This is a genomic window from Acinetobacter sp. YH12072, from assembly GCF_013419565.1.
Taxonomy (GTDB): domain Bacteria; phylum Pseudomonadota; class Gammaproteobacteria; order Pseudomonadales; family Moraxellaceae; genus Acinetobacter.
Map to the genome: position 1 here is coordinate 62343 of NZ_VOZV01000002.1, position 12374 is coordinate 74716.

A 12374-nucleotide genomic window follows, 5' to 3' on the forward strand; every position below is an offset into this window, starting at 1 on the left:
TCAATAAAAACCGCTGTTAGTCAGCGGTTTTTTTTTGAAGTTTACATATGCAGATAAGCATTTACATTGTTAAGCTGTTCAATAGAAGGCTCATGTCCTAATAGACTGCCTTTTTCCAGCCATTCACGGGCAATTGCAATATCACGTTCTACACCAATGCCTTTGGTATATAAGCGCCCCAGATGACTATAAGCATCAGCATTCACCTGCGCAGCCGCTTTACGATAGCACTGGATTGCCTGATCCAAATTGGCTTCAATGCCAATTCCTTGTTCCAAAGCCTCACCTAAAGCATTTAGTGCGAGACCATTATGCTGGCTCGCAGCCTGTTCCAGATATTTCAGTCCTAAAGCCGTATCCTGCTCCACCTTTTTGCCCTTTAAATACATTAAGCCTAATTCGGTCTGGGCTTGTGCATTGCCCAATTGAGCTGCCTGATGCAGATAACGTTTGGCCTGTTCCTCATTCACTTCAAAGACTGGATAAAAACCAGAATACGCTTGATACAGATACCAGGCAGCCTTACTTGATCCTTTCGCCACCGCCTGATTCAAATATTGAATTGCCTTTTCTCGGGTCGGCAGCGGATATTCAGGCAAGCCATAAAAACGTCCCACTATATAAATCAGATCAGCTTCAGACTGTGCTGCAAGTTGCTCTTGCTGTGCGATTGCCTGAATCATTTGGGTAGCTTTAGTCGTATCCTTGGCTACCCCCACTCCGTTTAAATAGCAGAGCGCCACGCCCATCTGGCTAAAACCATGATCAGGATTGCTTTGCAATGCATGTTGATAGAGTTCAAACGCTTTCTCCAGTTCATGTGCGACCAGATAGGATTCAAAATATAGTGCGGCAATCAGACTCAAGGCCTGTGGATGCCGGGTTTGTGCTGCTTCAGACCAGTAGCGAAATGCCATGGTTTCATTTTTTTGTACATACCAGCCATGAAAATAAGCCAGACCGATCAGGGTTTTGGCCTGTGCATCTTTATGTTCTTTGGACTGCTGTAATAGATGCTTAAACACCCGTTGACGTTGATCAGGATCAATACTGCCGAGTAACACGCCGGCATAGTAGTCATATAAGCCACTCTGATCACCCAGATGAATACAGCGTTTAATGAAACTCAAAGCCTGCTGTTGATCTTTGGGCAAGACTTTGCCATTTGCATAGGCTTCGGCAATATCCTGATTGGCCGCCAAGTGATCCTGCTGTGCTGCCAGAAACAGATAATGGATACCCAAACTTAAATCTTGCGCTGCACCATCCGCCAAATAATATTGGGCTAGCTGATACTGTGAATTGGCATGCCCCTGCTCGGCATTTTGAATTAACAGTTGCAGACGTTGCTGTTCTGCAGTGTCATGATCAGATTCAGCCAGCTCAGTGATGCGATACTGCGCATCCAGATGACCGCGCGCGACCGCATGCCGATACCAGTACAAGGCTTTTTCAAGATCATTTAATTGGTATTGATGACCATCATAGATCTGGCCTAAATGATAGGCTGCATCCTCACCACCTAAACTATAAGCTTTTTCAAGAAAGCTAATGGCTTTTTCTGTGCTCTGCTCACGACCCTGTCCGTTTAAGTGCATCAAGGCCATGCCCACATAAGCCTGTGGCAATTCTTGCTGCTGGGCTAACCCCTGATAAATTTGATAGGCACGTTCATAATCCGGATGATGCGGATCCGTACTTAGACGGGTTGCATACTTCAATTGAGCATCAATCTGCTCAATCCATAGATCATGATGCACGGCTTTGGCCTGATCACGTTTCACCGGATCAGGACGTTTCCACATCCAGATTGCTAAAGCCCCAATCCCCAAAACCAGCACTAGCAAAAACCACATAGCTGCTCCAAAACCAAAAGATTGTTTTTGTTATATGTTTAAAAATTCATTTTAAACTTAGCATAAAAAAAAGCACAGATCGTGTGCTTTTTTTGTTGACTCAATCAGGCTTTCAGTCTTTTGCTATCAAGCTTTTTCAATACTTCCGATACCGCAACCATGGCGAAGCTAGAGGTCACTACCACTGCAGAACCATAACCACCACAGCGTAAGCCTGCGCTTGCACAAACATCTGCACTCGAGAATGGGTTATCGATAGAGTAGACACAAGTGATGCCAAATTTTTCTTTTGGCTTTTTACAGATGCCTTTAGCACGTAATTGCGCACGTAATTTTGCCAGCATTGGATCCTGTTCGGTTCTGGATAAATCGGCAACACGGATTTTTAAGGGATCCAGTTTACCGCCTGCTCCACCGGATACAATCAATGGAACCTTGTTAAAACGGCAATGCAGCATCAAGGCAAATTTCGCTTTGACGTCATCGATACAGTCCAGAATGATGTCAGGATTTCCTGACAGAATTTCTTTCACATTTTCTGGCGTCAGATAATCGTCAATCAGATTGATCTTGATGCGTGGATTAATCGAACGGCAGCGTTCTGCCATGATTTCGATTTTTTCACATCCTAGTGTCGCCGTCATAGCTGGTAACTGACGGTTAATATTCGATACTGCGACCACATCCATATCGACCAGTGTGAGCTCACCAATCCCGGTACGTGCCAATGCTTCGACTGCCCATGAACCAACACCGCCAATTCCGATCACCATCACGTGACTGTTTTCATAATGATGAAAGCTATCGTCACCATAAATTTTGGCTACACCCGAAAAACGGCGGTCGTACTCATCATCTTGAAGCAGATCAGTCATAGGTCATCAATAGCAAGAAAAACACCAGAGCATTTTAGCAAAATCATGGGCACTTTACTGCCACTAAAATTCAGATACAAAATCAGTCAAAAAAGCTTTCTTGTGCCATCGCTAAAACACGTAAAATCGATCAAATTACAACCACCATAAACTTCACAATATTTCAATTAGGATTACCTTAAAGGGAGCCAGATCAGCATGCTATTTAACGCCCTTTTTGCCCTGGTGGTTTTGCTGTTCCTGCTCTATCTTTACGTCTTAATCTTTAAAAAGCAGAAAAATTATTATCTCAGTATCATGATCCGTATCCTGACTTTGGGATTATTTGCTTTGATTATCTTGGATCAATATGAAACCCAAACCCATCTTGCTCTGGTGCTTCTGACCTGGGTACTGTTTGAAAGCAGTGAAAACTTTTATCACAAGAAACTTTCTGCCAAGCAATAAAAAAGAAGCTTTCGCCTCTTTTTTATTTGCTCGGATTATTTATTCATAATGAAGAAATATTCACGATAATATTTCAGTTCAGCAATCGAATCACGGATATCATCCATCGCTAGATGCGAAGCATTTTTCTTCAGACCACTCATGATTTCAGGGCGCCAGCGTTTTGCCAGCTCTTTTACTGAAGATACGTCTAGATTACGGTAATGGAAATACTGTTCCAGTTCAGGCATTAAACGGTGCAGAAAGCGACGGTCCTGACAGATCGAGTTACCACACATCGGCGATACTTTTGGATTGACCCATTTTTTCAGGAATTCAATCGTTTCACGTTCTGCATCCTGAGCAGTCAATTTACTGCGGCGTACACGCTCAATCAGGCCAGACTGACCATGCTGACGAGTATTCCACTCGTCCATCGCATTCAGGATACGGTCAGATTGATGCACAGCTAGCACGGGCCCTTCGGCAAGAATATTTAGGTTATCGTCCGTTACAATCGTGGCAACTTCAATAATCTGGTCATTATCTGTATCCAGACCTGTCATTTCCAGGTCAATCCAAATCAGGCGGCTATCCGGGGTGCTGCTCATAAATGTGCAATCTTATTAGGCTATAAAACATTTATAGTAGCAAATTTATTACGTCGATGCTGTAACTGACACCCCGCTTCATGCTATTTTTGCCATCTCGCTCCCATGGTTTTTTAGGATTTGAATGGCTTTAATACGTAAACGTCGTTTAACTGAACAACAACAACGTCGTATTCAAAAACAGCACAAAACGCGTCAGGAAGAGATCGATACCTCTCAAGACCTGGAAGGACTGGTCGTGCAGCATTATGGCCGCCAGCTTAAAGTCCAGGCCTTGTCTGTACCTGAACAGCATCCTGAAAAACCGGTCGTGGCTGAAGGTGAACCTGAGCCATTCTGGAAGCCGATTGAACTAGGGAGTGTCTGGCGCTGCCATACCCGAACTAACCTGGAATTGCTGGTAACAGGTGACCGGGTCAAATGGCAGGCTGATCCCAATACCGGACTCGGCATTATTACAGCGATTCATCCGCGCACTTCTTTGCTGACCCGTCCTGACCGTTACCACAAGGTTAAACCGGTTGCCGCCAATATTTCCCTGATTGTGATTGTGTTCGCGCCATTGCCTGAACCAGCACCAGGTTTGATTGACCGTTATCTGGTGGCTTGTGCAGATGCAGAGATTCCAGCACTTTTAGTGCTCAATAAATCAGATTTGCTCAAGGAAAATGATCCGATTCTTGATCTGCTTAAAGAATATAAAGATTTGGGTTATGAAGTCATGCAAACCCAGTCCGATGGCGATCTGACAGAACTGTCCGCTCGTCTGAATGAGGAAACTGTAGCGTTTGTCGGTCAGTCTGGTGTAGGTAAAAGTACGCTGATCAATGCCATCGTTCCGGATGCTGCACAGAAAACCAATGCCATTTCTGAAAACTCGGCACTGGGTCAGCATACGACGACCTCCACACGTCTCATTTCCTTTGGTGACGGTGCGGCCCTTATTGACTCTCCGGGAATTCGCGAGTTTGGTCTCTGGCACCTGACTTTGGACAAAGTGCAGACTGGTTTCCCAGAGATTGAAAACCTCTTGGGACACTGCCAGTTCCGTAACTGCACACATAAGCATGAAAAGCAGTGTGCCTTACGTCAGGCAGCATCAACAGGGGAAATTTTGCCGCGCCGGCTGGACAGCTATTTACGTTTAATCGGCGAAATTAACAAAGCGCAGCAAAAAAATTAATTTTCTTAAGGCTTAGCCCTTGAAGCGGTGATTTTGATCACCATATTTATGAGCTATACTCTTGGCAATTTTAAAATTGTAATTAGGTGAATTGTGGAACGTTGGTTCGAGTTTATGGGGAATCACCCCTTCTTGTTTGGAACACTCGCGGTACTCGTGGTTGTCTTCTTCATCATCGAAGGTCAACGTAATGGTCGCAAAATCTCTCCGCAATCGCTGGGAATTTTAGTTAAAGCAAAAAATGCCATGCTGATTGATTTACGTGATGCCAAAGACTTCCGTGAAGGTCACATCAGTGGTAGCCGTAACATTCCATATAGCCAAATTACAAAACACGTTGATGAGTTAAAAGCATCTGATCGCCCGTTGGTGTTCATTTGTAATCTTGGGCAAGTTGCAGGTTCTGCGCTTCAACAGGTAGGTCATGCAGATGCCTACCGTCTGGATGGCGGCATTACAAACTGGAAAGCTCAAGGTTTACCTTTGGTGAAAAGCAAATAATCTGCGAACAGGAGATTGATCATGGCTGAAGTTACTATCTATTCGACGACAGTATGTCCGTATTGTATCCGTGCAAAACAGCTCCTTGAGCGCAAAGGTGTTGCATTCAAAGAAATTAATTTATCGAATGAAGCCCCTGAAGTGCGTCTTGAATTGATGCAACGCACCAATCATCGTACCGTGCCACAGATTTTTATTAATGAACAATTTATCGGCGGTTTTGATCAACTTTATGCCCTAGAGCGTGAAGGCAAACTAGACGAATTATTGGCTTAATTTACTAAAACCTACCTCATATCAAGGATTAAAGAATGAGTGAAGAACAACAAGCTCAACCACAATTGGCATTAGAGCGTATTTACACTAAAGATATTTCTTTTGAAGTTCCTGGGGCACAAGTTTTTACCAAGCAATGGCAACCTGAGTTAAACATCAACCTTTCTTCTTCTGCAGAAAAAATTGATCCGACTCATTTTGAAGTGGCTTTAAAAGTTGTGGTTCAAGCAACCAATGAAGGTGATACAGCGTTTATCGTTGACGTGACTCAAGCAGGGATTTTCCTGATTGATGGCGTGGAAGAAGAGCGTCTGCCATACATTCTTGGTGCTTACTGCCCGAACATTCTGTTCCCGTTCCTTCGTGAAGCGGTGAATGATATGGTCACTAAAGGTAGCTTCCCGCAATTGCTGCTTACTCCAATCAACTTCGATGCTGAATTTGAAGCGAACATGCAACGTGCGCAAGCTGCTGCTGTTGAAGGTCAAGCTTAATCACTTGATCTTGAAGTTAAAAAAGACCGCAATTGCGGTCTTTTTTATGGCTTATTTAAAGGCTTGATGCCCCTGCTTTTTAATCTGATCCATTTTCTCTGTCAATGTTTGTGCTTTGGCTAGCTGATTGGCTGCAACAAGTTGCTCAGCTTGTTTAATCTCTTTCAATAAGTCAGTTAACAATCCCTGATAAGCCGTAATTTTTGCATCTTTGGATTTTAGCTTTTGCAGACCTGAGGGTAAATTTTTCTGGCAGACTTCCACAGATTTTAGCATGCCTTGCAATGCTGCCCGCGCCTCTTTGCTATCCTTGGCAGATTTGAAATTTTTTAAATGATGGTCAAGTTCATGCATATTGTCATGATAGTGATTGTCTGCTGCCATGCCCGACGTGGTGATCCCCACAGTTCCCATCACAAAAATCATGCTGATTAAAAAATTTTTAAACATCCTTAATTGTCCTGTATTGTTTTTATATTAAGCATCTTAGTGGGAAAGTCCTGAAAGATAAATTATTTTGATCCAAATTCTTGTATCCCTTGTCATCAGACTTACATCATTAACAATTAGAGTTAAAAATAAAAAACCCTCAAAAACTTGAGGGTTTTTCTCTGCTGAGAATTAATCTTTTAAAGCGACTTATTCTGCATCCAGCATCAGTTCAGCACTCATACCTACTGTGTTATAACCCGCATCGACATACATGATTTCACCAGTAATCCCATTCGCCCATGGTGAGCACAGAAACAATGCTGCATTACCGACATCTTCAATGGTCACATTGCGTTTTAGTGGAGCCACTTTTTCATTTAGGTCCAGCATTTTACGGAACGATTTAATACCAGACGCTGCTAATGTACGGATTGGACCGGCTGAGATGGCATTCACACGGATACCTTCTGCACCCAGGCTAGATGCCAGGTAACGTACACCTGCTTCTAAAGAGGCTTTCGCCAGACCCATCACATTGTAGTTTGGCATCACACGCTCAGAACCTTGATAAGTCAGCGTTAACAGGCAGCCTTGACGTGCAGCCAGTAATGGCTTCGCAGCGCGTGCCATCGCGATAAAGCTGTAAGCACTGATGTCATGGGCAATCTTAAAGCCTTCGCGATCCGTCACGTCAGTGAAATCACCATCTAAAGTATGTGCTGGTGCGAAACCGATTGAATGTACGACGCCATCCAGACCATCCCAGTGTTTTGCCAGTTCTGCAAATGCATTGTCAATTTCAGCATCTACGGCCACATCACAAGGAAAAACCAATTCCGAACCGAATTGTGCAGCAAAATCATCTACACGTTTTTTCAGCTTTTCATTTGGATAAGTAAAAGCGAGTTCTGCACCTTCACGATGTAATGCCTGAGCAATACCAAAAGCAATTGATAATTTACTTGCAATACCTGCGATCAAGAAGCGCTTACCCGCCAATAGTCCTTGTGCCATGTGAATCTCACTCAAAATAATTTATATGCATGATGCCAAGTCTAAAGCATTTTAGAAATTGCATAATGCACCTTTTTTCACTGGATCATACATTGAAATACGCTTTCCGACCGATGTAGGGTTTTATCTTAGATCGCCAGATGTAAAGCCTGATGGGTGTTTTTCCAGAGCTGCTGTGCCAGTTCATCCTGATCCATATGCAGACTCTTGGCCAAGCCTTGCAGGACATAAGGCAGATTGGCAGGCGTATTGCGAGTCCGCTGTTCTGTCGAATGCTGGCAACATAAGGGCGTCATGTCCGGACAATCGGTTTCAAGTACCAGATGTTCCGGTCCTACCTGCTGTACCACCTGATGCAGTTTTTTGGCATTCGGATTGGTGATTTGTCCTGTTATTCCAAGCTTGAAGCCCAGCTTGATAAAGGCTTTGGCTTCTTCAATCCCGCCACCAAAGGCATGGGCAATACCGCCCTGTTTAAACTGATGCTGTTTTAGAATCTGTAAAACATCGGCATGAGATTTGCGGATATGCAGTAACACAGGTTTATCAAACTGCTGCGCCAGTTCCAGCTGTGCAGCAAAAAAATCTTTCTGTTTCTGAAAAAGTTCCGGCTGTTTATGCCGTTTATCGAAAGTATCCAGACCAATTTCACCAATGGCAATACAAGGCTCTGTGCTTAATAACTGCTCCAGATCCTGTAAATGCTCAGGTTGATGCTGCTCAATATAAAATGGATGCAGGCCGGGTGCCAGATGACTTTGAGGCGCATTGTCTAACTGATTAATAAAATGATGCGTCTGCAATAAATCCTTAAACCGGCTCTGTAAAAAACCGATTAAAACCAGATGCTCCACCCCTGCTGCTTTGGATGCATAAGCCAGCTGTTCCCGATCATGATCAAAATCGGGAACATCAAAATGGGTATGGGTATCAAATAACGAAACCATCAGCGTGCTTTGGCAGGAGTTGCAGGCTGGGCTTCTGAAGCAGCGTTCTCTGTTTGAGGCAGATATTCAGGTTTCAAAATGCCATTCAACTGTTCATAAGGAATGACCAGACGTGGCAAACCGACCACATAAGGACCAATTTCATATTCAGCATATTGCAGCGCCAGTCCCTGTTTAGACAGATAGAAATTATCCGTCAGTTTGAATTTCCAGGCCTGTTCATATTCGGCTACATCATTGGCCAGTTTAGATTCCATCACCCAGGTTTTAAAAGCCTCATAAGCTTTGGCTTCGAGCTGAGCCTTTTGTTTAGACAGAATGATATCGTCCAGCTTAAACAGCTTTTTCTGCTCAAGATCAAAATTGTAGTAGGTTTGAGCAGAAGCGCCATGCGCACCACCGAGATAATGAGTACTGTTTAAGACCACAGTCGCGAGTGGATCACCAGACTGTAGAATTCTCGGTTTGATCATCAGGGTGATACTATGGCTGGCACTGAGTGCTTTCAACTCCTTATCCAGATTCAGGAAAGTCTGCATATGCGGCTGAATCTGCTCTTCAAGCTGCTGTTTCGGAGTTTGGACATTGGCTAATGCAGTTTGCGGTTCGGAAGCAGCGGCTTCAGCTTCACTGGCAGCCGATGCTTTCGCCGGTTCGATCGCATCAATAGACAAAATACCCTGTAGCTGCTGCAGAATCTGCTGATCTATCCATTCATCAATAAATGGCTGATTGCTTTTCAATCGCTCAATAGAAATCTCAGGACAGTTTTTTCCTTCACATTCAGGCAAGGCCAGTTTCAGCTTCTCAGTATCACCACTCAGCTTCAGCACTTCAGGCTGAGCCTGTACCACTTCAGGTGCAGCAGGTTCTTTCGGCTCTCTTTCCTTAGGCTGGCAGGCACTCAGCAAAACTGCTGATGCCAATACTGACAGACATAAAACATTCTTATAATTTGACATGCATTAACCTTTATTCAACATCATCATTTATCCTTGCAGGACCTACCTGTTAGAACATATTCTGATAAATATCCACTTTCAAGACTTGTTGTGTTTGTTCTTTGGTTAAATAGATGTCCAGTTGTTTGGCATCTTTGCTAATTTCCTGACTCCGATAATGTAGACCAATTCCTTCCTGATCAAAGAACCAGTCCGCCTGCCCCCAATACAGTTTTTTTGGAGCTTTCTGCTGGACTTCCGCATTATTGTCCTTTAACCATTTTTGGTAAGCCTGCTGCACAATTTGGTCCATCTGCAACTGCTGTTCAGGATTGATAATATCCAGAGGACTGAGTATTTTTTGCTGCAGCCGGTCAGCCACAAAAAAATAATAGCGTTCATTAACGCGGATATTTTCCTGTGTGCTGTCTACCCCAATTTGCATTAACACAAATTGATTACGCTGATAAGGAATGCGGGTATACAGCGATAACTCATAGGCCTTGTTCAGTTTGAGCTGGGCTTGCCAGGCATCGGATTTTTTTACATAGGCATTAACCGCCTGCTGCAGGCTCATATCCTGCTTTAGGCCAATTTGATCCTGAATCACTTTCGCCTGCTGCTTTTCAATAGACTGGTTTAGCCAGGCATCGGCTGTCTTTAAGGTCTGAATATCCAGATTAATACAGTTTTTGGTCTCACAAAATGGCAAGGCAATATCGGCCGATTTCTCCTGAATATTCAGGTAAGGCAAAAATTTGGCTTTTTCTTCAGGGGTGACTGCTGCAGATTTTTTCTGTTCCGTAGCTGGCTGTTTTTTTTCATTTTTATCACATGCTCCAAGTAACAAACTACAGCCAATGACTGAGCCGAGCAGGATTTCCTTACTAAACTTCATGATTTTTTAGAGATATAAGTAATGAGTCGTTTAAATGTAGCACAAAATAAAACAGCTTCCGGAGAAGCTGTTTAACATTTTCCAAGCCTGAAGGCTTAGTGTTCGCGTGTATTACGGAATACGATATCTGGATAACGTTCTTGCATCAGCTGTAAATTCACCCGGCTTGGTGCAAGATAAGTCAAGTGACCACCACCATCTACAGATAACTGGTCATGGGCTTTTTTCTTGAATTCGTTGAATTTCTTCTCATCTGCACAAGACACCCAACGTACTGTATTGATGCTCACTGGCTCATAAATACAGTCCACCTTGTACTCTTCTTTCAGACGATACGCTACCACTTCGAACTGCAGCACACCCACAGCACCAACAATCAGGTCATTGCTGTTTTGTGGCATGAATACCTGAGTCGCACCTTCTTCAGAAAGCTCTTTCAGACCTTTTTGCAGCTGTTTTGACTTCAATGGATCTTTGAGACGGACACGGCGGAACATTTCCGGCGCAAAGTGCGGAATACCGGTAAATTGCAGTTTTTCACCTGAAGTGAAGGTATCACCGATCTGGATGGTACCGTGGTTATGCAGACCAATAATATCGCCCGGCCATGCTTCTTCCAGATGCTGACGGTCACCGGCCAGGAAGGTCAAGGCATCACTAATGCGGATATCTTTATCGATACGCACATGCTTCATTTTCATGCCTTTTTCATACTTACCTGAACAGATTCGCATGAAAGCAATACGGTCACGGTGTTTCGGGTCCATATTGGCCTGAATCTTGAAGATAAAGCCTGTGAAACCTTCTTCATCTGCCTCTACTTTACGGTCTTGAGTCGGATGCGCTTTGGGAGGCGGTGCATATTCGCTAAATGTATCCAGAACATGGTCGACACCGAAGTTACCTAAAGCTGTACCGAACAGCACTGGAGTTTGACGGCCTGCCAGGAATTCTTCACGATCTAATGGCTCATTCGCCATTTGTACCAGTTCCAACGATTCTTCAAACGCAGCCCAAGCCAGCTCTCCGACTTTTTCACGTAAGTCTGCATGATCATAGCCATCACGAACTTCGATATCAGTAATCACTGAACCAAAACCGGCTTTATAGACATAGAACTTTTCTTCGAGCAGGTTATAGACACCTGCAAAGTCACGTCCTGTACCGAGTGGCCAGGTAATCGGCACACATTTAATTTTCAGGACATTTTCAATTTCATCCAGCAGCTCTAAAGGCTCACGGATTTCACGGTCCATTTTGTTGACGAAAGAAATGATGGGGGTGTCACGCATACGACACACTTCCATCAATTTAATGGTACGTTCCTCGACACCTTTTGCACCGTCAATCACCATCAGCGCTGAGTCTACCGCAGTGAGGGTACGGTAAGTATCTTCCGAGAAATCTTCATGCCCCGGGGTATCGAGCAGGTTAATCATCTTGTCCTTGAACGGGAACTGCATGACGGACGTGGTGATCGAAATCCCACGTTCTTTTTCCATTTCCATCCAGTCAGAAGTGGCTGCACGATCCGATTTACGGCTTTTCACCATACCTGCAACCTGAATGGCCTGACCCCATAACAGCAATTTTTCTGTCATGGTGGTTTTACCGGCATCGGGGTGGGAAATAATGGCGAATGTACGTCGCTGAGCGACCTGTGCCGCTAACTCATCTTTAAAACTCATGGAAAATACCTACTGCAGAACCGCAGTGCTCAAGATCAAATACGATCAATATGAAAAATTGACGATATTGTAGCAGATTTCTAGAGCCAATAAGCAGCCCTATAAACTGGAGAAATCGCAGTTTCCCATTCTCTTTTCTGGTTGAACTGATATTTTTTTGGCTCGTCGATTTAACGGATTTAATTCACTACCCAATCTAGAAATTATAAATCGATAACCACATAAATTTTAT

The 12374-nt window shown here is 43.9% G+C and carries 14 protein-coding genes; 5 read left to right on the top strand and 9 right to left on the bottom strand.

Going from position 1 to position 12374, the window contains the following annotated elements:
- Nucleotides 1-41: 41 nt before the first annotated feature.
- Both FTU19_RS01500 and FTU19_RS01505 read right to left on the bottom strand, forming a co-directional pair.
- Nucleotides 42-1856, bottom strand: a complete 1815-nt coding sequence (locus tag FTU19_RS01500; protein WP_180025117.1) for a tetratricopeptide repeat protein — start codon at nt 1854-1856, stop codon at nt 42-44.
- Nucleotides 1857-1960: 104 nt separating this feature from the next.
- Complete coding sequence (locus FTU19_RS01505; RefSeq protein ID WP_180025116.1) at nt 1961-2731, bottom strand: ThiF family adenylyltransferase; 771 nt, start codon at nt 2729-2731, stop codon at nt 1961-1963.
- Between the two features lie 198 nt (nt 2732-2929).
- Here FTU19_RS01505 and FTU19_RS01510 point away from each other — a divergent pair, with 198 nt between their 5' ends.
- The gene (locus FTU19_RS01510; RefSeq protein WP_180025115.1) at nt 2930-3178 is read left to right on the top strand and encodes a hypothetical protein; all 249 of its coding nucleotides are present in this window, start codon (nt 2930-2932) and stop codon (nt 3176-3178) included.
- 35 nt (nt 3179-3213) lie between these two features.
- Here the strand turns inward: FTU19_RS01510 and orn are convergent, their stop codons facing one another.
- Entirely contained in the window at nt 3214-3768 is a 555-nt protein-coding gene (gene orn, locus FTU19_RS01515; protein WP_004782074.1) for an oligoribonuclease, read from the bottom strand.
- Between the two features lie 124 nt (nt 3769-3892).
- Here orn and rsgA point away from each other — a divergent pair, with 124 nt between their 5' ends.
- The 4 genes from rsgA (at nt 3893) to secB (ending at nt 6222) form a co-directional block, all read left to right on the top strand.
- A complete protein-coding gene (gene rsgA / locus FTU19_RS01520; protein ID WP_180025114.1) occupies nt 3893-4951 on the top strand; it encodes a ribosome small subunit-dependent GTPase A in 1059 nt (352 codons plus the stop codon).
- A 93-nt stretch (nt 4952-5044) separates the two neighbouring features.
- Nucleotides 5045-5452: a rhodanese-like domain-containing protein gene (locus tag FTU19_RS01525; RefSeq protein WP_005232169.1), complete on the top strand. Its 408-nt coding sequence runs from the start codon at nt 5045-5047 to the stop codon at nt 5450-5452.
- Nucleotides 5453-5473: 21 nt separating this feature from the next.
- Nucleotides 5474-5728, top strand: coding sequence for a glutaredoxin 3 (gene grxC / locus FTU19_RS01530; protein WP_004782071.1), 255 nt, complete (start codon nt 5474-5476; stop codon nt 5726-5728).
- A gap of 35 nt (nt 5729-5763) precedes the next feature.
- Nucleotides 5764-6222 (top strand): protein-export chaperone SecB, encoded by a 459-nt coding sequence (gene secB, locus FTU19_RS01535; RefSeq protein ID WP_004782070.1) that lies wholly within the window; start codon nt 5764-5766, stop codon nt 6220-6222.
- A 51-nt stretch (nt 6223-6273) separates the two neighbouring features.
- Here the strand turns inward: secB and FTU19_RS01540 are convergent, their stop codons facing one another.
- The 6 genes from FTU19_RS01540 to FTU19_RS01565 form a co-directional block, all read right to left on the bottom strand.
- Nucleotides 6274-6672 carry a cytochrome b562 gene (locus FTU19_RS01540; protein ID WP_180025113.1) on the bottom strand — a complete coding sequence of 133 codons (399 nt, stop codon included), beginning with the start codon at nt 6670-6672 and terminating at the stop codon, nt 6274-6276.
- Between the two features lie 189 nt (nt 6673-6861).
- Nucleotides 6862-7668, bottom strand: coding sequence for an enoyl-ACP reductase (locus FTU19_RS01545; protein WP_004782067.1), 807 nt, complete (start codon nt 7666-7668; stop codon nt 6862-6864).
- A 128-nt stretch (nt 7669-7796) separates the two neighbouring features.
- Nucleotides 7797-8618, bottom strand: a complete 822-nt coding sequence (locus FTU19_RS01550) for a TatD family hydrolase (protein ID WP_171505610.1) — start codon at nt 8616-8618, stop codon at nt 7797-7799.
- On the bottom strand, nt 8615-9577 hold the full coding sequence (locus FTU19_RS01555) for an RsiV family protein (RefSeq protein ID WP_180025112.1): 963 nt from the start codon (nt 9575-9577) through the stop codon (nt 8615-8617). Before FTU19_RS01555 ends, FTU19_RS01550 begins: the two co-directional genes overlap by 4 nt.
- 49 nt (nt 9578-9626) lie before the next feature.
- Entirely contained in the window at nt 9627-10454 is an 828-nt protein-coding gene (locus FTU19_RS01560; RefSeq protein WP_180010877.1) for a hypothetical protein, read from the bottom strand.
- A 95-nt stretch (nt 10455-10549) separates the two neighbouring features.
- Nucleotides 10550-12142 carry a peptide chain release factor 3 gene (locus FTU19_RS01565; protein ID WP_180010879.1) on the bottom strand — a complete coding sequence of 531 codons (1593 nt, stop codon included), beginning with the start codon at nt 12140-12142 and terminating at the stop codon, nt 10550-10552.
- Between the last annotated feature and the right edge of the window lie 232 nt (nt 12143-12374).